Below are 23,389 nucleotides of genomic sequence, written 5' to 3' on the forward strand. Positions count from 1 at the left end.
TTTTTGCTGGATACTCATTTACCAACCACGAGCGTATTGTACAGGTGGTTGAATTTCTTCGCCTAATTCTTTAGCCGCATGTAATGGCCAGTAGGGTTCCCGTAGTAAAACACGTGCTAAGAAAATTAAATCTGCCCGATTGTTTTGGAGAATTTCTTCAGCTTGAATGGCACTTGTTATCAGGCCAACAGCGCCAGTAGGGATGTCAGCCCCGTGCTTGATGGCCTCGGCATGTGGTACCTGATAGCCAGGAAAGACATTAATCGCTGCATGGACAACACCACCTGTTGAGACATCGACTAAATCAACACCTTGGGATTTCATCCAGCGACTAAAGACGATGAAATCCTCCATTGTCGTGCCATCTTCCGCATAATCCTCTGCAGAGACACGCACCAATAAAGGCCCCTCCCAAACACTGCGAATCGCATCGATAACTTGACGAAGGATACGATAGCGATTTTCTTGTGAACCACCGTATTGATCTTGACGTTTATTGGAAGCAGGTGATAAAAATTCGCTAATTAAATAGCCGTGTGCGCCATGAATTTCTAGCACATCAAAGCCAGCTTTTGCGGCACGAACTGCTGCTTGTTTAAATGCTTCTACTACATAGTGAATGTCATCTTCAGTCATTTCCGTCGGGGTTTTATAATCTGAGCTAAAGGCAATGGCTGAAGGGGCAAAAATTTCACCATCTACTGCTGCCTTCCGCCCAGCGTGGCCAAGCTGGATACCTGCTTTTGCACCATAAGCTTTTATTCCTTCCACTACTTGACGCAAGCCTTCAATATGTGCATCATCCCAAATTCCTAAATCTTTATTGGAGATGCGCCCTTCTGGAACAACACCTGTCGCTTCTAAAATAATTAAACCAACTTGACCTGCTGCACGTGTGGCATAATGGACCAAATGAAAAGGTGTTACCATGCCATCATCTTCAGCAGAGTACATGCACATCGGTGCCATGACAACACGATTTTTTAAGGAGATTGATTGCAATTGATAGGGTTCAAATAATTTACTCAAAATAAAGCCTCCTAATTCCTAGTGATACACTTTATTTTGCACATAATATTAACCATTTGCAAGTGAACGAGATCGAGCCTCTGCTTCTTTAATGCATGCTTCGATGGCTTCATTAAATTGATATTGCTCTAAAGCTTGAATACCTGCCTCCGTCGTGCCGCCTGGACTTGTAACCTTTTTGCGTAAAACATCTGGTTCATCTACTGATTGCTTAAGCATTTCGGCCGTACCTGCTAATGTTTGGGTCATTAAAAGACGCACAGTATCTTTGGATAACCCCACCTTCGTACCTACCCGTTCAAAGGCTTCCATTAAATAATAAATGTATGCAGGACCACTGCCTGAAAGAGCTGTTACAGCGTGTAATTGATCCTCATCAACTTCAATAACAGAGCCCACAGCCTCTAATAATTGGAGGAACATGATACGCTGACCTGAAGACACCTCGTTATTAAATGCAATGCCACTTGCTGACATACCAATTGTGGCAGACGTGTTAGGCATCACTCTTGCTACAGGACGATTCCCTAAATATTCTGTAATGGTAGTAATGGCAATTCCCGCTAGAATCGACAGGATAGCAGATTGCTCCGTAATCTTAGATTGAAGGTCACACATCGCAGCAATAGCATCTTTTGGCTTCATCGCTAAAATAATAAGATCCGCCTCCTTGTAAATCGCCTGATCAAACAGACAATGAACGCCATATGTTTCTTGTAGAAATTGTAAGCGTTCTTTGTCAGAGCGATTGGTGACGTAAATTTCCTGTGGGGTAAAGACCTTTTCCTTAATCCAGCCCTGTATCAATGCCTCTGCCATTGACCCTGCACCGATAAATAAAATTTTTTTCATGAACAAAACCTCCAGTTCAAAATAAAAAAGCGCTCTCGTCCTTATTTAGAAGGACGAAAACGCTATTGTTTCCGCGGTACCACCTTTGTTTGCCATTAGTTGGCACAACTCTTAGCCCTTTTATCGCAAGGGAAACGGTTATGTTTACATAACTGCTCAGAAGTAGGTTCGGTAATGGGAGTGGGTGATGTTACTTTCAGCATATGTAACACTCTCTAACACCTTCACCAGTTACGTACTTGGCTTCCTCAACGCACATAAATAATTAGATTATTCAAAATTATAGTGATGAATCGGCAACGTGTCAACAGGAGGATGACGAAAACAGAAAAAACTTGTAAAATAGAATGAATCAGTATTCACTAGCGCTTGAAAAGGGGGAGACAACTTTGTCTATATACAAAATAGAAATACCAACACCCTATGAAGTAGGAGATGTCAACGCATTTGTTGTCAAAGGCGATGCACTTAGCATATTTGATGTTGGACCAAAAACAATGGAAGCCTATGATGCTTTGAAATGGGGGATTCGAGCAGCTGGCTTTGACATGCGTGATATTGAACAAGTTGTGTTAACCCATCATCATCCAGATCATGCTGGATGGGTCGATGCTTTTCCACATGCAGAAATTTTGGGGCATGCCTATAATGATAAATGGCTACGTCATGATGAAGAATTTTTACGCTATCACGAGCAATTTTATAGTGAGCGTTTGTTGGAGCATGGGGTACCACAAGAATATATTTCAAAAAGTGTACATGTTCGTCGTGAATTAGAGCTAGTGGGCGAACGGCCATTAACACAAATCTTGGCAGATGGAGATGAAGTGCCTGGTCATCCAGGATTAAAGGCGATTGAAACTTTGGGTCATGCTCAAAGTCATTTTATTTTCTGGGATGAAAAAACACATCATGTTATTGGCGGTGATTTATTACTCGAAAAAATAACGCCAAACCCATTAATAGAGCCACCATTGGATCGTACGATTGGACGACCAAAATCATTACTGCAATATAATGAATCTCTTGAAATTTTACGCCAATTACCTGTCAAAATGATGCATACAGGGCATGGGGCAGAGCTAGTGGATATACCATATTTAATTGATAAACGTTTAGAGCGTCAGCACCAGCAATCGATGAAGGTGTATGAATTACTAGGAGACGATCAATTAACGGTTGTACAAGTAACAAAACGGCTGTATCCAGCTATTTTCCAGCATCAGCTTGGCTTAACCCTTTCCAAAACACTAGGTCATTTAGATTATTTAGAAGCCAGAAATTATATAACTTCTACAAAAACGGAAGCAGGTATTTATTTATTTCAAAGGAAGTAGGTTCATACATGAATAACCATAACAAGACGATCTTTGTGACTGGAGCGACAAGTGGTGTAGGCTTAAAAATTACAGAATTGCTTGTTGCACAAGGCCATACGGTATATGCCACAGGTCGCAATGCTGTCGCTCTAAAAGTACTAGAACGATTAGGAGCACATGTCATTCAAGCAGATTTAACTAATTTACATACACTGGATGATGTTTGTGCACAGCTCCCCACTCTTGATGTTGCGATTCTCTCAGCAGGCGTTGGAAAATTCGCTAATGCATCTGCCTTAATGGATGAGGATATTGCTCAAATGATCGAATTGAATGTCAGTGTACCAATCTATCTTGCGAAAAGATTAGCCTCTACGATGATGGAGCGTCAACAAGGCCATTTGATATTCATCGGTTCACAGGCGGGAAAGGTAGCTACCCCGAAAGCGAGTGTCTATGCTGCTACAAAACATGCGATAGTAGGTTTTACAAATGGACTTCGAATGGAGTTAGCACCTTACATGGTCAACGTAACCGCTATCCATCCTGGTCCAATTGATACACCATTTTTAGATAAGGCAAATGATGCAAGTGGTTATCGAGAGTCCTTAGGTAGATTTTTATTATCAGCCGAGGAAGTGGCAAGAGCAACAGTGAAAACGATCGAACGCCCAGTACGTGAAGTCAACTTACCAAAAATCATGGGATTATCAAGTAAATTATATGCACTTGCGCCTGCAACCATTGAATTTTTAGGCAAATCGTTTTTCCATAAGAAATAACAAAAATCTAACTGTAAACATGCTTTATGCGTGTCTACAGTTTTTTTCATATTTATGTAAATTTGTTGATATAGTAGTGAAAATGAAGCAAATAAAGGAGAATACGATGTATACAATCGGACAAGTTGCTAAATTTTTAGGCATTTCAAGAGATACAATCAAATTTTATGAGGAAAAGGAATTGGTAAGGCCACAGCATAATAGAGAAAATGGATATAGAACCTACAATCATTTTGATATCTATGATTTAACAACGATCAACTTTTATAGAGAAATTGATTTGGAAATCAAAAAAATCCAGGAATTAAGAAAAGGCAAGAGCATTGAAGGGATTCAATCTATAGTAGAAGAGAAAGAACAGGAAGTGTTAGAGGAGATTGCTTATAAAAAGCTCCAATTAAAAAAGCTCCAGCTCGTAAAAGAAGACTGCGAAAAAATAAAACAATTTTTAGGAAACTACACGATAAAAGAAATGAAACCTCTAGAAGTAATGGGGGAGATCGACCATTATAAAGCTTATGATGATTATGACACGTTAAAAGAAAACACTGACAGTTTAAAAAAAGCGGTGATTCTTACTTCGTTAAGAAGAGTCATACGGTTCAATGATGAAGGCATGGTAGAAAATCAATTTGTGATTGTCAGGAAAGTAGAAGATGGTGAAAACATAATCGATGGAGACATTGTAGCTCATCCCAAATGTTTGTATACAGTCATTGAAGATGGGCGATGGTCTACGGGTGGCAAAAATACAGACGAAAAAGTGGAAGCGAGCATTAGACAAGTAGCCAAAGAATACGGCTATGAACTGGTAGGGCTTGTTTATGTTAACTTATTACTGACCACTTATGAAGAGGGACTTGAACGTATTTTTTTAGAAATGTATGTACCGGTCAAGTAAAGAAAAAATACGATTGACCTGTGAGTAACCCCCAGGTTTATGCTAAAGGTATTCGTAGTGAAATGGGGGATTTAACATGAGTAGAACAAAGAAGCTTAAAAGACCAGTAGCAAGCTTTATACTTTTAACTAATGTCATATTTTGGCCACTTTTTTGCCTTGTGGGAGCCATCAAGCTTTTAGGGCTTCCAACTTGGGTGTTTGACGTAGTTCGCTGTTTGTCAGCTTGGTCATCAACGTTTGCCTTTGCCATCTTATTTAAAAAAATCTATCCTACGCAAAGCTTTGCCCACTTTGTGAAAAAGAAATTAACCAATAAGCTTCATCTTTCAGTCATTGTTGTTGTACTGGCAATACAAGTCTCTATCTTTTTCATGATTGTCTTACTTGTATGGAATAAGGAAGGGGTAGACTCTATTTTGACAATATCTTCTTGGGGGATGCTAAGCTATTACTTTATTAAAAATCTTTTATCTGGACCATTAGGTGAAGAATTAGGATGGCGAGGCTTTGCACTACTAGAGCTTCAAAAGAAATATTCCCCATTAATAGCTTCCATCATCATAGGATTTTGGTGGGGGATGTGGCATGTACCAATTTGGCTTACAACAGGATTTATGGGGATAGATTTAATCAAATATAGTTTATTCTTTATGTTGTCTATCATAGCAACGAGTATCATCATGGCAGCATTTTATAATTTAAACCAAAATCTCATCATCCCCATTCTCATTCATCAGTTCTTTAATTTTTTTATTGGTTTGATCAATGGCAACTTAGTCGATTTATTAATGTACAATGCCATTCTTTATTCACTAGCCGCAATTCTTCTTATTTTAATTAACCCCAAAAATGTATTATATAAGACCATTCCCATGAATAATTAGAAAAGAATCCAGTTTTTAAGATGGATTCTTTTTTTTTGTTCATTGCTAAATTTATATTGTATACATTTATATAAATAGTAAAAAAGCGTTTTTTAGAGTAAATATTCGTGTTACCATCATGACTTAATGTCTGCAGTGACAGACTTTTGACAGGAAAAATAATTGTCTATGAATTTATAAAAATACACTTGTATTTATTTTTATAACATGATACTATTCGTGTATAAACTTTTAAATGAATGTATAAACATACATATCTATAGAGCAATGGAGGCGCATTTTTAATGGCAAATAAAAAAGTTGTATTAGCTTATTCAGGTGGACTTGATACTTCGGTAGCAATTCCGTGGTTAAAAGAACAAGGTTGGGATGTAATTGCAGTATGTCTTGACGTTGGCGAAGGAAAAGATCTTGAATTCGTAAAAAATAAAGCTCTTCAAGTAGGAGCTATTGAATCTTATATGGTGGATGCAAAAGACGAATTTGCTGAGGAATATGCATTAATTTCATTACAAGCACATACTTGGTATGAACAAAAATATCCATTAGTATCAGCACTTTCTCGTCCTTTAATCTCGAAAAAATTAGTAGAGATTGCGAACCAAGTAGGCGCAGATGCTGTTGCACATGGTTGCACAGGAAAAGGAAATGACCAAGTTCGTTTTGAAGTTTCCATTAAAGCTTTAAACCCTGATTTAGAAGTTTTAGCACCTGTACGTGAGTGGGGTTGGAGCCGTGATGAGGAAATCGAATATGCGATGAAACATAATGTACCGATTCCAGCGACATTAGACTCACCATTTTCAATTGACCAAAACTTATGGGGACGTGCCAATGAAGCAGGTATTATGGAAGATCCGTGGGTGTCTCCACCAGAAGAAGCTTACGGTTTAACCGTTTCTGTTGAAAATGCACCAAATGAAGCTGAATATGTGGAAATCGAATTTGTTGCTGGTAAACCAGTAGCCTTAAACGGTAAAGAAATGAAGCTTGCAGATTTAATTCAAGAATTAAATGCGGTAGCAGGTGCACATGGCGTAGGACGTATCGATCACGTGGAGAATCGTCTAGTTGGTATTAAATCTCGTGAAGTGTATGAAATTCCAGGCGCAAAAGTGTTGTTAACAGCTCATAAAGAACTGGAAGACTTAACACTTGTAAAAGAATTAGCACACTTCAAGCCAGTAATTGAGAAGAAGCTATCTGAATTAATTTACGATGGTTTATGGTTCTCACCATTACGTGATGCACTTGAAGCGTTCCTTGCACAATCACAGCAATATGTAAATGGTACAGTACGTGTGAAACTATTCAAGGGTCACGCTATTGTAGAAGGACGTAAATCACCGAATTCACTATACAATGAAAAGCTAGCAACATACTCCAAGGAAGATCAATTCAATCACGCTTCCGCAGTTGGCTTTATCGAATTATGGGGTCTACCAACTGTAGTGAATTCTTCTGTTAATAAAAAGTAATATTGAACGAGCAATGTGTGGTGAGGCATTTGTGTTTTCACTACACTTTGGCTAAGGACTAAAGGAAAAGGTGAGCTGACATGACAAAACTTTGGGGTGGACGTTTCCAAAAATCAGCAGAAGCATGGGTAGACGAGTTTGGCGCATCCATTGGCTTTGACCAGCAACTTGTGCTAGAGGACCTTGAAGGTAGTGTTGCACATGTCACAATGCTTGGTGCAACAGGAATTTTACCGGCAGCTGACGTAGAGGCCATACTAGGTGGTCTTGCCCAATTAAAAGAAAAGGCAATTGCAGGTGAACTTGAATTTAGCGTTGCCAATGAAGATATACATTTAAATTTAGAAAAAATGCTAATTGATTTAATTGGTCCTGTTGGTGGTAAGCTACACACTGGTCGTAGTCGTAATGACCAAGTAGCAACGGATATGCATCTATTCTTGAAAAAGCGAGTGCAGGAAGCCATTGATTTAATTGTAACATTCCAAGAAACGCTATTAGAGAAGGCACAGGAGCATATTGAAACGATTGCACCTGGTTATACACATTTACAACGTGCGCAACCAATTTCCTTTGCACACCATTTAATGGCCTATTTTTGGATGCTTGAGCGAGATAAACAACGCTTTACAGAATCCGTGAAACGCATAGATATTCTGCCATTAGGAGCAGGGGCTATGGCGGGTACAACTTTCCCAATAGACCGTATAAAATCAGCAGAGTTACTTGGTTTTACTGAAGTATATGCAAACTCTATGGATGCTGTAAGTGACCGTGATTTTATCGTCGAATTTTTAAGTAATTCGTCATTGCTTATGGCCCATCTCTCGCGCTTTGCAGAGGAAATTATTATTTGGTCTACAGATGAATTTAAGTTTATCGAGCTAGATGATGCCTTTTCAACAGGCTCTTCGATTATGCCACAAAAGAAAAACCCTGATATGGCAGAGCTAATTCGTGGGAAAACAGGCCGTGTTTATGGTAACCTTATGGGCTTATTAACTGTATTAAAGGGTACGCCATTAACGTATAACAAAGATATGCAGGAGGACAAAGAAGGCATGTTCGATACGGTGCATACCATTCTTGGCTCACTTAAAATCTTTGAAGGCATGATTCGTACAATGACCGTTAATACGGAACGTTTACATCAAGCTGTCCATTCCGATTTCTCGAATGCAACGGAGTTAGCAGACTATCTTGCTACAAAAGGGATGCCATTCCGTGAGGCGCATGAGGTGACAGGCAAACTTGTCTTTACATGTATTCAAAAGGGCATTTACTTATTAGATTTACCATTGGAAGAGATGCAGCAGGAAAGTAAGCTCATTGAAGCCGACATTTTTGATGTGCTAGCACCAGAAGCGGCTGTTCGTCGCCGTCATTCCCTTGGTGGAACTGGCTTTGATCAAGTAAAAATTCAAATTGAAAAAGCCCAAGCCTGTCTTCAAGAACATTAATTTTGCGTGCATGTCCAAGTGACTTTTGCATAGATATTCATTAAAGCTGTCCTGTGAGGCACTATGAAAACCTTTAACCTTTTTCAACTGAGCCAGAGGGTGAAGTGAAAAAGAGACCCTTACATACGTGAAGGACAATCCCCAATTCTGGAGACGCGGAATTGGGGTTTTTGTATATGGAAAGATGGGGAGGAATTAAGACAATGAATGACCGTTTGACAAAGGGGCTCGAAACAATCAAACAATATGTCACAGAGGAAGAAGCAGCAAGGATGATTGAATCTGATGCCTTAGCCGATGTTGCACCCGATTTACGCAAAATGATTATTGAATTTGCTTATGGTGATGTCTATTCACGACCAGGCCTGGATGTGAAAAGTCGGGCACTTGTTGTTATTACTGCAGTTGTCACACAAGGTGCCGCACCACAAACAAAAACACATATCCAGCGAGGTTTACATGCTGGCTTAACACAAACAGAATTGGTCGAGGCACTTTTACAATTAGTACCCTACATTGGCTTTCCAAAGGTACAAAATGCTTTAACAATCGCACAACAAGTTTTTGAAGAAAAAAATCATGCATAAAAGCAAAAGCAAAGACTCATAATAAAAGAGGAAACACTTATTAATCTAAGATGATGGGGAGGATGCAGAATGAGTAATAGTCAAACACCCAAAGACCAAGAATCTCAGGAAAGTCCGCCACAACTGTCAACGGTTGAAGCTTCATAAATCTTAAGCCTAAAGGTGAAACAGAACTATTCTGTTTTGCTATAGATTAAGAAGAAGCGTAAACCATACCAGTTAAAAATCAAATAGAGGCAATAAGTGTCCATGGATCCAGAATTATTTCTGGGTCCTTTTTTAGTTTAGTTTGAGGAAACAAGGGTGTTAGAAGATATTTGGGGAGAAACCACCGCATAAGTGTTTGGAAATGATCAAAAAAGGGGGGAATCCGCTCTGAAAGGAGGTGGAAGTGATCATAAAAAGTGTGAAGCCGCTCGAAAAGGAGGTGGAAGTGATCATAAAGAGTGTGAACCCGCTCGAAAAGGAAGTGGAAGTGATCATAAAGTGCGTGCCCCCGCTCGAAAAGGAGGTGGAAGTGATCAAAAAGTGCGTGCACCCGCTCGAAAAGGAGGTGGAAGTGATCATAAAGAGTGTGTTGCCGCTCGAAAAGGAGGTGGAAGTGATCAAAAAGAATGTGCCTCCGCTCGAAAAGGAGGTGGAAGTGATCAAAAAGTGCGTGCACCCGCTCGAAAAGGAAGTGAAGTGATCATAAAGTGTGTGAACCCGCTCGAAAAGGAGGTGGAAGTGATCATAAAAAGTGTGCCCCCGCTCGAAAAGGAGGTGGAAGTGATCATAAAGAGTGTGTATCCGCTCGGAAAGGAGGTGGAAGTGATCATAAAAAGTGTGAACCCGCTCGAAAAGGAAGCGAAAGTGATCATAAAGTGTGTGCCCCCGCTCGAAAAGGAGGTGAAAGTGATCATAAAGAGTGTGCCCCCGCTCGAAAACGAAGCGAAAGTGATCAAAAAAAGTGAAGACCTTCCCATAAATAAAAACAAAAGCGCTCATACAGCAGTAGAATCCCCTCCCAGTAGAGGCAAAAGCGCTCACTATATGTAAGGGCGCCACCTTTAAGAGTAAAAATTCCAATACAAGATAGCCATCACCAAAATAAATACCTTCATTTGACATATAATCAAATCTGTATTACCCTAGATATAACAGATTCTGTTTGGTTGTTAACAATACAGATTGGAGGGGTGACATGCAAATACGGTTAGATCCAAGCAGTGAATTGCAGCTTTATAAACAATTAGCCAATCAATTGATTGAAATGATTGCTACAGGTGAGTTAAAAAACGGTGATACATTACCATCTGTACGTGCCATGGCTACGGATTTAGGAGTCAATGTAAGCACGGTGAGTAAGAGCTATCATGAGCTTGAAGATAAGGGTTTAATTGAATTAAAACCAAAGGCAAAAGCTATTATTATTGGTGGTCAAAAGCGGGAGCTTGAGGAAACAGAGGTGGAAAAAGTAGAAAATGCTTTAAAGCCTATTATGGCGGAAGCTTTTGCTCGTGGGCTCGAAAAAGAACAAATGACAAATTTGTTCCAACGAATTTTAAAACAATGGAAGTAGGGGTAGTATGCTTATAATAGTAGGCATCTTTATCATCGTCGGGATTTTGGAAGCCATGACACCACACTTATCAAGAAAATCGATAGTCTTTGGTGTTTCCATACCAGAACCCTATGTCATGCATCCTCAATTACTGCTTTGGAAGAAAAAGTATAGCCAAATAATAGGTGCTCTTACAGGTCTATTTTTACTCGGGCAAATCGGCATATACTTTTCACCCATAAAAGAGGATAAGATGGTTTTAATTTCCTTTATTTTCTTGTATGTTATGCTCCTTCTTTCATCTGGCCTTTACATGAATTACCATGTCAGAACGAAAAAATTAAAGGCACAGGAGCAGTGGGAAGCACACATAAAAATGGTCTACGTTACAGATTTATCTATTCGCCAAAAAGATGAAACACTATCGCCTGTATTTTTTAGCTTACCAATCATTATGACAGTAGCACTCATCACTTTTACGTACATGAATTATGAGGCCATTCCAGATGTTTTTGCGACGCATTGGAATGCAGCAGGCAAGGTAGACGGCTGGACGGAAAAATCATGGATCTCTGTCATCAGTATGCCGCTTCTATTATTAGCGATACAAATCAGCTTTTTCATTCTGGGGCGGGGCATGAAAAGTGCCAAAATACAATTGAGTGCACAAGCCAAAGAAGCGTCGATTCATCGTGAGCTAGCTCATCGTAAATATGGAAGCTGGTATTTAGCTGCGATAAATTTTAGTATGACAATTCTTTTTGTTGTTTTACACTATATAACTGTGATTTTACATGACCAAACAGCCCCATACTTTTTCCCACTTTTTCTTGTTTTTAATGTCGTTACGTTAGGGGGCTTGCTATTACTAATTTGGAAGTTCAGTACAAGTAATGAGCGATTTGATGAAATACATACAAATGAAACAGCTGTAGCAGATGATCAATACTGGAAATGGGGCATATTTTATTGCAACAAAAATGATCCATCCCTATTAGTGCAAAAAAAATACGGAATTGGCTGGACCGTTAATTTTGCCAACAAGTGGAGCTACTTCTTAATTGGTATAACATTATTGCCAATTTTATTGGTGATTTTTATATAGAGAGGAAGATTAGATGAAAAAATGGTTATTGTTATGCTGTACGCTGTTACTCTTAGGGGCTTGTGGGCAAAAAGAGGCGACAGCTGAAAATCAAGAAACAAAAGGGGAACGTGCCATGAGTGAACAGTTTATTGGAAAATGGGAAGGAAATATTGAAACACCTAATGGACCACTACCGATTATCGTTGATTTACAAAAGGAAGCTGGCACATTATCTGTCCCAGCGCAAGGCTTATCGAACTTTCCATTTAAAAGCGTGAGCTATACAGGCGATAAAGTAACAGTGTCCATTCATTTAAACGGCTCTGTGATTGCTATAAATGGAACATTAAAAAATGAGCAAATAGAGGCTACATTCCAACAAAACGGTGCCAAATTCCCATTAATCTTAAAAGCTTATAAAGAGCAACCCGTTACGTACGAAACAATAAAGATTCCTGTTGAAGATGGTAACTTAACCGTAGCATTGCAAAAGGCTAGCGCATCTCCAACGCCAGTGGCACTTATTATTGCTGGTTCTGGACCAACAGATAAGGATGGAAATTCAGCTTTAGCTGGTAAAAATAATAGCTTGAAAATGCTTGCTGAAGGGTTAGCGCAAGAGGGCATTGCGACAGTGCGCTATGATAAGCGTGGACTTGGTGATAATCAAGCACTTTTAACAAAGGAAGAGGATAGCACGTTCGATCAATACGTAGATGATGCAGTACAAATTATCCAAGCATTACAAGCTGATGAAGCTTACTCAAGTATTCACGTTATTGGACATAGCGAAGGTTCGCTCATTGGTTTGCTAGCAGCCCAAAAAACAGATGTAGAGTCCTTTGTCTCGATTGCGGGAGCGGGAAGACCATTGGATGAAGTGCTATTAGAGCAAATAAAAGGTCAGTTACCGCCAAAGCTATTCAACGAATCGACAGACATTTTGAAATCGTTAAAACAAGGTGAGCAAGTGAAAAATGTTTCGCCAGAGCTTCAAGCACTCTTCCGACCATCTGTACAGCCTTTCCTTATTTCCTTGTTAAAGTATCATCCTGCCGATGAGCTTGCCAAAGTGAAAAGTCGTGTATTATTAGTCCAAGGAACAACCGATTTACAAGTGAAAGAAACCGATGCGGAGGCATTAAAGAATCGCAAACCAGAGGCACAGCTGCTTTATATGGAGGGCATGAATCATGTGCTTAAAAAGGCACCAGTCGATCGTGCCAAAAACTTAGCAACCTATGCAGACCCTTCATTGCCGTTACATGAAGAATTACTACCAGCGATAGAGCAATTTATACAAACGAAAAAGTAGGTTGATTGACTATGGGAGTTCTTGTCTATTTAATAATCATGTTGCCATTTCTCATCTTTGCCATCGTTTTATCACAAGGTAAAGGAGCATTTTTAATTGCCGGCTTTAATACGTTGCCACAAGAAGATAAAAAACAATATGACGAAAAAGCACTAGCAAAATTTATGGGGAAAATGATGTATGGTTATTGTTTTTGCGTTCTCTTGTGGATTCTGGATGAAGTATTCCATACACAGTGGTTATTTAGTATAGGATTTATTCTTTTCATAGCCCTAACGATTTTCTTGATGATTTTTGTGAATACCGGCAATCGTTTCAAAAGATAAATCGTGCAATGACAAGACTATAATGTACATTTTCCGGTGCTCTTCAGACTGTAGACCAACTCAATGAATTTCGAGTTAGTCTACAATCTTATTTCTTTCGTGATGAATCACCTTGAAAGTTTACTTTTTATCAACATACGAATATGGAGTTCTTTATGTAGAAGGGGATTGGAACGCAGGACGGCGACTCCAGAGGTAAAGCGGGAAAGTCGAGATCCAGGACTGAGAGCAAAGAGGGAAGCAAAATGACGTTCTTTCACTTAATGATCATCATCGTCTCTTTTATAAGTGGTAGTCATCACTGTAATCTTCATCTCCTTCATGAAAAAAAGTGAGTAGCGTTTTCATCCATGAAAATTTGTATAAATTCATCCAGGTAGCTCATAATAACAAAGATTCACTTATGAAATCTATAATGATGAGGAGGATGAAAAATGAGTAGGTTCGAAAATTTAGATCCAAAATCTCAAAAAATCCACCGCAACTGGTCAAGGATTAAGCATTCCAAATCGCAAGTAAATGGTGAAACGGAGATTACCCTCCATAACCGCCTGTTGCGAAGTGAAGCAAAGGCCCGTCAGTTTTAATCATGCTAGAAAAGTAAGTGTCATCAAGCCCAGAAAAAATTCTGGGTTTTTTTATGGATAAAAATAGAAAGTGGCATGTATTATTATATAAAAAGGAGGATTAAGCTTTGAATATTTCTATTCCTACATATTTACAGTCATTTGCAGAAAACATCCAACAAGAAGATGTTGAAACCCAGTTTCAGCTTCATTCTAGTACAGGCAATCGACAGTTTGAAATTTGGTTTTACGGTGATTTATTAACGATTGAAGACGAACCATTACCTTTCATCACTGGCGAACATGCTAGAATCGTCGCTAAAGATTCTGAAACAGCGGAGGAGATCTTACTGTTTGATGCGACCTTACATGGCTATAATGCGCTATTCTGCGATGAATATACAGAAGATCAACGTGTTAATCGTCCGTTAAAGAAATATAATATGCCGGCCACTGAAATAGTCGTCTCATTTTTCTATAATATTGACTATGATGAAGAGGTTGATGACTATCGTTCAGATGACCATGGAAATGTGCTCCTCATCAGTGGACAAACAGCAGACTGGGAAACAATCAAATGCAATGGTTATGATGCTTTTGCTTTTTATGTCAAGAAAGAGGTTGGCACACTACTAGCATTTGCGCAAGAAGAATTAGCCTAGTAGGAAAGGAACGAGGAATGAATGAAACGAATACAATTCACACAAGAAGTAGCTAATGAAATCATCCATTATAATTCAGTGGATGCTTTTTATCGAAAGATCATGAAAACAGAAGAACCTACCAGTATTGGCTTGATCTATATTGAACCAGGTGGTGTCGTAGGTATGCATGAAGCCCCCATTCCACAGCTATTTATTGTTGTTCAGGGTGAAGGTTGGGTTTGCGGTGAAGATGGAGAAAAGATGGTTATAAAAACAGGAGAGGGTGTACTTTGGCAACAAGGACAAGCGCACGAATCCGGCAGTATGACAGGATTAACAGCACTTGTAATCCAGTCAGAGCATCTACATCTTACATAAAGATTGAATTTGTTCGTATAAAAAGCTTAAGAGAGAGCAATAGATGGTGCAAGTCTATTATAGGCTTGGTGTATTAAGTAAATGCACTGTGCTTTATAAAGGCCAATTTTCTAATCGTAGAAAATTGATCATCGTTTTTTATTTAAAGCAGTACTTAACTGTGCTAACTAAAAAAGCGACCTTATTGATGAGTTACCTTCGCTAAAAAACGGACTAGATTATCCCGCTTAAAATGAAAATGCCACTTACATATTTTCAAACTAAAGAAAATCAACTACAATAGACGGATGGTAGAAACTCTAAATTCTACCTATTTATCTTTATTTATACAAAATACACTAGAGGAGCACGACGATGAAAAAGAAGTTTTTATCTTTACTCATGACCATAATAATGGTCCTATCCGTTAGCGTATCGGTGTATGCCGATGAAACATCGCCAGTAGCGACAAGAGGAGATATCGTTACAACCTTGTTGACAGCAGCAGATGCTTATCAACCAGGAATTAACAAAGCAACTGTAATACAAGGCTCTAAAAACGGAGATTTAAGAGAGAATGAGCCAGCTAAGAAAGTGGAAGCATTAGTCATGTTGAGCAGAGCATTCGGTGAATTGCCAGAGCCAGTTGGCAATGACCTTCGCAGTGGAACATTTGACATTGAGTTTACAGATGTACCTGCATGGGCTAAAAAAGATATCGATAAACTGACAAAAGCAGGCGTCCTGACGGGTAACGCTGACGGTACCTTAGGTGCAAATGACACGATTACGATTGCTGAATTCCAAAACATCATCGCTAGAATATGGTCACTTAAAGGCTCTCATTTAAATGATGATTTTTATGAAGCAATCAATAAAGAATGGTTAAATAAATCAACAATTCCGGTAGGAGAAATCATGGGTGGTGGTTTCCCTGAGCTTCAAAAGGAAAATACCGATAAAATTGAAGAAATAATAAACGCGCTCTCTGGTAAAGAATTTGCAGAAGGCACTAAGGAACAAAAAATTGCCGACTTCTATTCGACAGCGTTAGATACAAAAAATAGAAATAAGCAGGGGATTGAGCCCATCCAAAAATATGTAAAGGCAATTAACGAAGCTAAAACTCTTGATGAACTTGTTCAAGCAGATCTTGCTCAAGAAAAAGAATTAGGACTAAGCTCACTTTTCGGCTTTGCCATCATGAACGATGCAAAGAACAGCAGTGAAAATGCATTGTATTACGCCGGATTAGCAACTGGTTTGGATAAGAACAGTTTTGTTACGGAAGATGCAAATGCAAAAAATGCCTATATTGAATATATGACAAAACTTCTTGTAGTATCTGGCGAGGAAGAGTCTACAGCGAAAGCACTTGCTGAGCAAGTTTACGAAATGGAAAAAAGCTTAGCTTCTGTGTCGCTCGATCCTCATGAACAAGGCGATGTTAATAAATATTATAATCCATATACAATTCAACAATTCGATGACATGTTTAAGACAGTAGATATGAAGCAAGTCTTGACATCTATGAAGGTCGACAGTGCTGATAAAGTAATCGTATTCGATTTAAAGCTGGCGGAAAAAGGTGCGGAAGTCTTGAATGATACGAACCTTCATGTGCTTAAAGCTTACTCGAAAGTGCAATTACTTATGGCAACAGGCAGTTTGCTATCAGATGAATTCGGGGACGCTGCTAATGAGTTTGCTGCAACGTTATATGGAGTTACAGGAGAAAAAACAGAACAGGAAAACGCTGTAGCCCTAACAACGAGTACAATGAGCGGATATTTGGAGCAAATGTTTGCCGAGAAACATTTTTCACCAAATGCTAAAAAAGATGTTGAGCAGATGGTAGAGAAGTTAATTACTACGTATGAAGAGAGAATTAAATCTCTTGATTGGATGTCTGAAACAACAAAAGCGAAAGCTATTAAAAAGCTGGATACTATGATCGTTAAAATCGGTTACCCAGATAAGTGGGATGCGACATTAGATAACGTAGCGATCAAGACTTATGACGAAGGCGGTTCACTGTTCTCTAATACCTTTGCAGTAAACAAAGCATACATTGAGAACACGAAAGCTAAGCTAGGAAAACCGGTGGATAGATCAGAATGGGTAACGAGCGTATACACTGTAAATGCTTTCTACAATGCTCTTAATAACGAAATTACATTCCCTGCTGGTATTCTGCAAGCTCCTTTCTATGATATTAACGCTAAACCTGAAGAAAACTATGGTGCTATTGGCATGGTTATTGGTCATGAAATAAGCCATGCTTTTGATAACAACGGATCTGCCTACGACGAAAATGGAAATGCAAATAACTGGTGGACAGATGAGGACTTTGAGAAATTCAAAGATAAAAATCAGAAATTGATTGAGTTTTATAATGCAATTGAGATTATTCCAGGAGTATTGAACGACGGGCAGCTGACACTAAGCGAGAATGTCGCTGATTTAGGTGGGATGGCTGCTTCACTACAAGTTGTCTCTCAAATGAGTAATCCTGATTATAAAGCCTATTTCGAAAGTAATGCAGAAATGTGGAAATCCACAACTACAAAAGAATTTGCAGCGGTTCTGAGCAAAAACGATGTACATTCAGCCAATAAAATTCGAGTAAACCGTACGATTGTAAACTTCCAGCAATTCTATGATACCTATGGAATTAAGGCGGGAGATGGCATGTATGTAGCCCCGGAGGACCGAGTTTCTATCTGGTAAAATTTAATTATATCGATAGCTGACTAAGAAGACCATTTTATGTAAGGCTGTATATTCAAAAACTATAGCTGTTAAAATCAAAAAGACAGATTTAATCGACAAAGCTTGTTGATTAAATTCTGTCTTTTTTCCTGAATCGCTAATCCTACGAGGGCCAGTTATTTTAAGAAAAGGATATCTCAACTAAAATCTTTGTCTTATTAAGTATAACTCTGGCGATTGTTAATATTGTGCAAACCACTTTTAACTTGTTGAGAAGTCTGCTCAATATCATCGCCATTTCTTCACGAGCATCAGGCTTTTACCATCAATGATATGTTTATTAAAACGCTAGTGTCTCAAAAAGATAATAATAAACTATTTAAGTTTCAGGAGCTGTGTTACCTTCATATATTTAAAACCAACTTTTACTAGGAAATTCTGTACAAAAGTAATGTCATTTTCGTGTATCTATCGTATAATAAGTGTCAACACTTTTCACCTGAAAATCCAATTTTTATCTTTATTGTAATATCCAATCAGTAGAGGGGGATTACTTTCATGCAAGTAGTTGAAAAAGCATTTGGCTATATTACGAGAGAACGTGAGGAACAAATACAAGTACTCGTATTTGAACAAAATACCATAGGGGCAGGTATTCAAGTTCCAAAAGGTACAGTTGAGGAAGGTGAAACACCATTAGAGGCAGTGAAGCGTGAAATGTTGGAGGAGACAGGTCTCACATCGCTTGTCGTCCAGGGACTCATTGCACAGGATTACTTTAATCATCCGTCAGGTATTTTACAGAAACGATATTTTTACCATTTAACCACGAATGAATCACCAGATTCTTGGCAGCATCATCCAACGGGATTGAACGAAGGAGACTTACTATTTTCTTTTTATTGGATTTCGGTAGAGCAAGATGCATTGTTGGCGAAGGGGCATGGGGATTATTTATATCGTTTATTAGCCAAGGTGGAAAATTGAGCGTTCAATAATAAAAACCGCGTCATACTAGGCGCGGTTTTCATGTTTCTTCAATTATGCTCGTGCAGCAATCTCCAAAGCTTGTGTGAAATCAGCAATTAAATCCTCTACATGCTCAAGCCCTACAGAAAAACGTAAAAGGCCATCTGTAATCCCACGTTTTGCACGCTCCTCAGGCTCCATAGCAGCATGACTCATCTTTGCTGGGTAGGAAAGAATTGATTCCACTCCCCCAAGTGAGACTGCAAAAACAGGAATTGTCATCGCTTCGACTAATGCTTTTGCAGCTGCATAACTTGGTAGACGGAAAGATAATACAGCTCCAGCACTTGTACATTGTTGCTGATGAATGGCATATCCTGGGTGTGAGGCAAGTCCAGGATAGTAGACTTGTTCCACCAGTGGGTTACTAGCTAAAAATTCTGCAATTTTTTGAGCAGATTCAGCAGAACGACTAAAGCGTACATCGGTTGTTTTAATATTTTGTAATAGTGTGAAAGAATCCTGTACACCTAAAATATTTCCGAATGAATTTTGGATAAAATATAGCTCTTGTCCTAGCTTTTCATCAGCTGTGACTGTTAAGCCAGCAATGATATCAGAATGGCCAGATAAAAACTTTGTTGCACTATGAATGACTACATCAACACCAAGTTCTAATGGCCGCTGGTGTAATGGTGTCATAAAAGTATTATCTAAAAATGTAAGACATTGATGTTGCTTCGCAAGTGCCACTACACCACGAATGTCGGTAATACCTAATGTTGGGTTCGATGGTGTCTCCATATATAATAGTTTTGTAGCAGGGGTTATCGCTGCCTCAACTGCAGCTATATCTGTAAAATCCACAAAACTATGGGAAATGCCAAAACGTGGTAACACTTTCGTTACAAAACGATACGTACCTCCATATACATCCTCCGTCACGACGATATGGTCACCTTGTGATAACAACATGAGTGCTGCTGATACGGCCGCAATTCCAGAAGAGAACGCATGAGCACGAACGCCACCTTCCAGCTCGGCAATAGCTTTTTCTAACGCATCTCTCGTAGGGTTGCCAGAGCGTGCATAGTCATATTCGCCAAACTCATCAATACTTTCTTGGTGGAACGTAGATGATAGATACATAGGAACGTTGACGGCCCCTTTTTGATTCGCATAGCCATCGCGAACCCCTGCGTGAATGAGACTAGTTTCAATACGTTGCTTCATTTTTTATGCCTCTTTTCTAAGGATATCGAACACTTGACGTAAGTCTGCAATTAAATCTTCTGCTTCCTCAATACCAACAGAGAAGCGTAATAAACGATCACAAACGCCGCGTTCAACACGTTCTTCATAAGGCATATCGGCATGTGTTTGTGTAGCCGGATACGTAATAAAGCTTTCGACACCACCTAGACTTTCAGCAAATGTAATTAACTTTAAGTTACGAAGGAATGGATCAATCCATTCAGGCTTTTGCAAACGGAATGACAACATACCACCTTTTCCTGTATAAAGTACATCTGTCACTAATTCCTCTTCCTCTAAATAAGCAGCAATTGCTTTCGCATTCACATCATGTTGTTTTAATCGAATATGCATTGTTTTTAAGCCGCGAATAAGCAGCCATGAATCCATCGCCCCTAACACCATGCCACTGCCATTATGAATAAAACCAATACGTTCTGCTAATTCTGCGCCTTTCGCTACTACTAGACCAGCTAAGACATCATTATGTCCACCGATATATTTCGTAGCAGAATGTACTACTATGTCTGCCCCTAATTCGATCGGACGTTGGAAGTAAGGAGTATAGAAGGTATTATCGACAATTAATAAAGCTCCGTGCTTATGTGCTAATTCTGCATACACTTGTAAATCAAATTCCTGCATAAGGGGATTTGTCGGTGTTTCAATAAATAATGCACGTGTATTTTCAGTAATTAATGCTTCCACTTGCTCAACTGATTCAAATTTTGAATAGACAGCTTTGATATTATAAGTTTCTTGGAAGAAGTTAAAAAGTCTATATGTACCGCCATATAAATCATCTGGCACCACTAATTCATCGCCTGGTTTAAATATGGATAGGACTAGTTGAATGGCAGCCATCCCAGAGCTACAGGCAAAGCCCATGTCGCCACCTTCTAAATCTGCAATCCCTGCTTCTAAAAGAGCACGTGTTGGATTCTTTGTACGAGTATAGTCAAAGCCAGTAGATTCTCCAATTCCTCCATGTTTATAAGCAGTTGATAAATGAATTGGTGGACTCACAGCACCTGTTGCCGGATCACTTAAATTTCCTAGTTGTACAAGTTTTGTTTCAATACTTCTGTTTAATGTCATGACGTCACTCTTTTCTCCAATATTATTAAAAGCGACAAATTTCGCTTTCAATTTAATAGTATTCTCAATAATTGTTACCAATTTAACATGGATACCCAAGAAGAACAAGGGTGATTTCAGAAAATTAGCTAGATTATTTATTGTTAATCAAGTAGGAATAGTAGGGTATAGAATGTGATGACGTCAAATAAAACGAAGGGAGAGTGGTAATACTATGAAGTGGTAATACTATGAAGTGGTAATACTATGAAAGGAAGCAGTGACCACCAAAAGAAGTAAATTTCAACATAGAAGCTCAAAATAAAAGCATCTGCCTCAATGTGACAGATGCTTTTGACCCTTATGTTAGGCTTGTTCTTTTTTTAGCAAGTCGCGAATTTCTTTGAGGAGCTCTTCTTTAGCATCCAGTTCAGGAGCTGGTTCTTCAACAACAGCTTCCTCTTTTTTACGAGTGAGTTTCGTCATGATTCGTAAGGCCATAAAAATAGCAAATGCAATGATTAAAAAATCAATGATTGATTGTAGAAATACACCTAAATTGACTTGGGCTTCACCTGAGCCAAAGACAAAGCTCTTTGTTAAATCAATACCACCTGTTAAAACACCAACTAATGGCATAATGATATTTTCAACTAAGGAGGTAACAATTTTACCGAAAGCACCACCAATAACAACTGCAACTGCTAGATCGACAATATTGCCTTTCATCGCAAATTCTTTAAAGTCTTTCCACAAAATAAATTCCTCCCTATTATTATCCATAAAATTAATCAATCTGTATTTTACTATATTTTTCCCAAACCTTTCAACCGCTTTCGTAGTGAAAATAGTAATCTTGTTTAATAAAGTACATAATTTCAAAAGATTTACTACCAATATCGTAAAATTTGGTAAAATGGATGAAGAATACTAGATTAGGTGTGACTTATGGCAAAGAAAAAGAATAACAAACCGATGTTATCATCAGCCACAAAATTGGGCATGATAGCATTATTAATTCCTATAGCGATAACTGTTTATGTCCTGACATTTTTTGCGTGGAAGGAACTTCAAACACTACCGATTTTCGAAAAACTCGCGCAACAAAAGGCGATTGAAGAAATTCAACAACATTTCGATATGAATATTCCAGAGAAATACATACCTATATATGTAGCGGCTGAGGAGAAATATGGTGTACCATGGACATTACTTGCAGCACACCATCGAATTGAAACACGTTTTTCTACTATAAAAACGATGGTTTCGTCAGCAGGAGCAGAAGGCCATTTGCAATTCATGCCTTGCACATTCGTTGGTTGGAAGCATCCCACTTGTTCAGGGCTAGGTAAAGGTAATATCACGAAGGCAGAATTAATGAACCCAGAAACCATTGCAAAATATGGAGGATTTGGCGTAGATGCAAATGGAGATGGCATAGCTGACCCATATGATATAGAGGATGCGGTATTTAGCGCAGCTAATTACTTATCTAAATACGGTGCTGCAAAAGGGAATATTAAGAACGCTGTTTTTGAATACAACCATAGCAAAGAATATGTAGAAGATGTGTTGTATTACTACAAATTATATGATGATTATCATGATGATCTCAAAGCGGCTGTTCTTATAAATAATGAATAATAAAGAGCCATCACATTGGATGGCTCTTCATTACATATTTAAGTTGCTTTACGCATACCTTTTAGAATAAGGCTGACGATAAAGATCAGCACGATAGCACCAATTAGTGCTGGGAATACGTAGAAATCACTTACTTTCCAACCCCAGTTCCCTAAAACCATACTACCAATCCAAGAACCAACAATACCTGCAATAATATTCCCAATGATGCCACCAGGTACATCCTTACCTAAAATTACGCCAGCTAACCATCCAAGAATTCCTCCGATGATTAAATACCAAATGAAACTAATCATTATTTTCATCTCCTTAAAATTAAGATATAATGGCGATTACTTAGTTATACCCTGAATGGAGTAGATTAAACGCATTGATCTTGTTTAGTAATTATTACATGCTTTAAATTAGGCTGGGGTATGATGCCTAATTTGCGTTGGCTGGAGGGATGACAGCCAATCCTTCTGCATAATTTATTGTGAAAATGTCCACATTAAATACAATACTTCTATATGGTCCATACGTATGTTCACAAATGAAATTTGTACCAGTATCTACAATCTACGCCAACTCCCCATTGTAAGTAGTATAAAATCAACCATCT

The 23,389-nt window shown here is 38.7% G+C and carries 25 protein-coding genes; 19 read left to right on the forward strand and 6 right to left on the reverse strand.

From position 1 onward, the window contains the following. Positions 1–18: 18 nt before the first annotated feature. Positions 19–1,029, reverse strand: a complete 1,011-nt coding sequence (gene namA, locus ABC382_RS01540; protein WP_412926536.1) for an NADPH dehydrogenase NamA — start codon at positions 1,027–1,029, stop codon at positions 19–21. A gap of 48 nt (positions 1,030–1,077) precedes the next feature. Continuing rightward, positions 1,078–1,881 carry a pyrroline-5-carboxylate reductase gene (gene proC, locus ABC382_RS01545; RefSeq protein ID WP_274793537.1) on the reverse strand — a complete coding sequence of 268 codons (804 nt, stop codon included), beginning with the start codon at positions 1,879–1,881 and terminating at the stop codon, positions 1,078–1,080. Between the two features lie 347 nt (positions 1,882–2,228). On the opposite strand from proC, the gene ABC382_RS01550 reads away from it, so the two are divergent. The 18 genes from ABC382_RS01550 to ABC382_RS01635 all read left to right on the forward strand — a co-directional run bounded on the left by ABC382_RS01550 (position 2,229) and on the right by ABC382_RS01635 (position 18,831). Further along, a complete protein-coding gene (locus ABC382_RS01550) occupies positions 2,229–3,218 on the forward strand; it encodes an MBL fold metallo-hydrolase (RefSeq protein ID WP_274793536.1) in 990 nt (329 codons plus the stop codon). Positions 3,219–3,226: 8 nt separating this feature from the next. Next, positions 3,227–3,982 (forward strand): SDR family NAD(P)-dependent oxidoreductase, encoded by a 756-nt coding sequence (locus ABC382_RS01555; RefSeq protein ID WP_274793535.1) that lies wholly within the window; start codon positions 3,227–3,229, stop codon positions 3,980–3,982. Positions 3,983–4,088: 106 nt separating this feature from the next. Continuing rightward, positions 4,089–4,883, forward strand: a complete 795-nt coding sequence (locus ABC382_RS01560; protein WP_412926537.1) for a MerR family transcriptional regulator — start codon at positions 4,089–4,091, stop codon at positions 4,881–4,883. A 76-nt stretch (positions 4,884–4,959) separates the two neighbouring features. Then, positions 4,960–5,769, forward strand: coding sequence for a CPBP family intramembrane glutamic endopeptidase (locus ABC382_RS01565; protein ID WP_412926538.1), 810 nt, complete (start codon positions 4,960–4,962; stop codon positions 5,767–5,769). Positions 5,770–6,053: 284 nt separating this feature from the next. Then, positions 6,054–7,247 (forward strand): argininosuccinate synthase, encoded by a 1,194-nt coding sequence (locus ABC382_RS01570; RefSeq protein ID WP_274793532.1) that lies wholly within the window; start codon positions 6,054–6,056, stop codon positions 7,245–7,247. 80 nt (positions 7,248–7,327) lie between these two features. After that, the gene (gene argH / locus ABC382_RS01575) at positions 7,328–8,707 is read left to right on the forward strand and encodes an argininosuccinate lyase (protein WP_322611920.1); all 1,380 of its coding nucleotides are present in this window, start codon (positions 7,328–7,330) and stop codon (positions 8,705–8,707) included. Positions 8,708–8,910: 203 nt separating this feature from the next. Continuing rightward, positions 8,911–9,294, forward strand: a complete 384-nt coding sequence (locus tag ABC382_RS01580) for a carboxymuconolactone decarboxylase family protein (protein WP_322611921.1) — start codon at positions 8,911–8,913, stop codon at positions 9,292–9,294. A 391-nt stretch (positions 9,295–9,685) separates the two neighbouring features. Then, on the forward strand, positions 9,686–9,982 hold the full coding sequence (locus ABC382_RS01585) for a hypothetical protein (protein ID WP_322611922.1): 297 nt from the start codon (positions 9,686–9,688) through the stop codon (positions 9,980–9,982). Between the two features lie 38 nt (positions 9,983–10,020). Continuing rightward, positions 10,021–10,332 carry a hypothetical protein gene (locus tag ABC382_RS01590; protein WP_412926539.1) on the forward strand — a complete coding sequence of 104 codons (312 nt, stop codon included), beginning with the start codon at positions 10,021–10,023 and terminating at the stop codon, positions 10,330–10,332. A 145-nt stretch (positions 10,333–10,477) separates the two neighbouring features. Continuing rightward, positions 10,478–10,855, forward strand: a complete 378-nt coding sequence (locus ABC382_RS01595) for a GntR family transcriptional regulator (protein ID WP_322611924.1) — start codon at positions 10,478–10,480, stop codon at positions 10,853–10,855. 7 nt (positions 10,856–10,862) lie between these two features. Beyond that, the gene (locus tag ABC382_RS01600; RefSeq protein ID WP_322611925.1) at positions 10,863–11,942 is read left to right on the forward strand and encodes a DUF1648 domain-containing protein; all 1,080 of its coding nucleotides are present in this window, start codon (positions 10,863–10,865) and stop codon (positions 11,940–11,942) included. A 13-nt stretch (positions 11,943–11,955) separates the two neighbouring features. Continuing rightward, complete coding sequence (locus ABC382_RS01605) at positions 11,956–13,239, forward strand: alpha/beta hydrolase (RefSeq protein WP_322611926.1); 1,284 nt, start codon at positions 11,956–11,958, stop codon at positions 13,237–13,239. A gap of 11 nt (positions 13,240–13,250) precedes the next feature. Next, positions 13,251–13,565 (forward strand): DUF3784 domain-containing protein, encoded by a 315-nt coding sequence (locus tag ABC382_RS01610; protein WP_274793525.1) that lies wholly within the window; start codon positions 13,251–13,253, stop codon positions 13,563–13,565. Positions 13,566–13,999: 434 nt separating this feature from the next. Next, positions 14,000–14,152 (forward strand): YpzG family protein, encoded by a 153-nt coding sequence (locus tag ABC382_RS01615; RefSeq protein WP_274793524.1) that lies wholly within the window; start codon positions 14,000–14,002, stop codon positions 14,150–14,152. A 107-nt stretch (positions 14,153–14,259) separates the two neighbouring features. Next, the gene (locus tag ABC382_RS01620; protein WP_322611927.1) at positions 14,260–14,793 is read left to right on the forward strand and encodes a hypothetical protein; all 534 of its coding nucleotides are present in this window, start codon (positions 14,260–14,262) and stop codon (positions 14,791–14,793) included. Between the two features lie 21 nt (positions 14,794–14,814). Next, the gene (locus ABC382_RS01625) at positions 14,815–15,153 is read left to right on the forward strand and encodes a cupin domain-containing protein (RefSeq protein ID WP_322611928.1); all 339 of its coding nucleotides are present in this window, start codon (positions 14,815–14,817) and stop codon (positions 15,151–15,153) included. A 381-nt stretch (positions 15,154–15,534) separates the two neighbouring features. Then, positions 15,535–17,862, forward strand: a complete 2,328-nt coding sequence (locus ABC382_RS01630; protein ID WP_322611929.1) for a M13-type metalloendopeptidase — start codon at positions 15,535–15,537, stop codon at positions 17,860–17,862. Positions 17,863–18,402: 540 nt separating this feature from the next. Further along, positions 18,403–18,831 carry an NUDIX hydrolase gene (locus tag ABC382_RS01635; RefSeq protein ID WP_274793520.1) on the forward strand — a complete coding sequence of 143 codons (429 nt, stop codon included), beginning with the start codon at positions 18,403–18,405 and terminating at the stop codon, positions 18,829–18,831. 54 nt (positions 18,832–18,885) lie between these two features. On the opposite strand, the gene ABC382_RS01640 is transcribed toward ABC382_RS01635, so the two are convergent. The 3 genes from ABC382_RS01640 to mscL all read right to left on the reverse strand — a co-directional run bounded on the left by ABC382_RS01640 (position 18,886) and on the right by mscL (position 21,900). Beyond that, complete coding sequence (locus tag ABC382_RS01640) at positions 18,886–20,046, reverse strand: aminotransferase class I/II-fold pyridoxal phosphate-dependent enzyme (RefSeq protein ID WP_322611930.1); 1,161 nt, start codon at positions 20,044–20,046, stop codon at positions 18,886–18,888. A 3-nt stretch (positions 20,047–20,049) separates the two neighbouring features. Next, positions 20,050–21,165: a methionine biosynthesis PLP-dependent protein gene (locus ABC382_RS01645; RefSeq protein ID WP_322611931.1), complete on the reverse strand. Its 1,116-nt coding sequence runs from the start codon at positions 21,163–21,165 to the stop codon at positions 20,050–20,052. Positions 21,166–21,510: 345 nt separating this feature from the next. Then, positions 21,511–21,900, reverse strand: coding sequence for a large conductance mechanosensitive channel protein MscL (gene mscL, locus ABC382_RS01650; protein WP_274793517.1), 390 nt, complete (start codon positions 21,898–21,900; stop codon positions 21,511–21,513). Between the two features lie 192 nt (positions 21,901–22,092). Between mscL and ABC382_RS01655 the strand changes: the two genes are divergently transcribed. Further along, positions 22,093–22,788 (forward strand): lytic transglycosylase domain-containing protein, encoded by a 696-nt coding sequence (locus ABC382_RS01655; protein WP_274793516.1) that lies wholly within the window; start codon positions 22,093–22,095, stop codon positions 22,786–22,788. 38 nt (positions 22,789–22,826) lie between these two features. Here ABC382_RS01655 and ABC382_RS01660 read toward each other — a convergent pair whose 3' ends face one another. Continuing rightward, positions 22,827–23,084 (reverse strand): GlsB/YeaQ/YmgE family stress response membrane protein, encoded by a 258-nt coding sequence (locus ABC382_RS01660; RefSeq protein WP_274793515.1) that lies wholly within the window; start codon positions 23,082–23,084, stop codon positions 22,827–22,829. Between the last annotated feature and the right edge of the window lie 305 nt (positions 23,085–23,389).

Origin of the sequence: Lysinibacillus phoenicis (assembly GCF_047238325.1) — a bacterium.
Classification (GTDB): domain Bacteria; phylum Bacillota; class Bacilli; order Bacillales_A; family Planococcaceae; genus Lysinibacillus; species Lysinibacillus irui.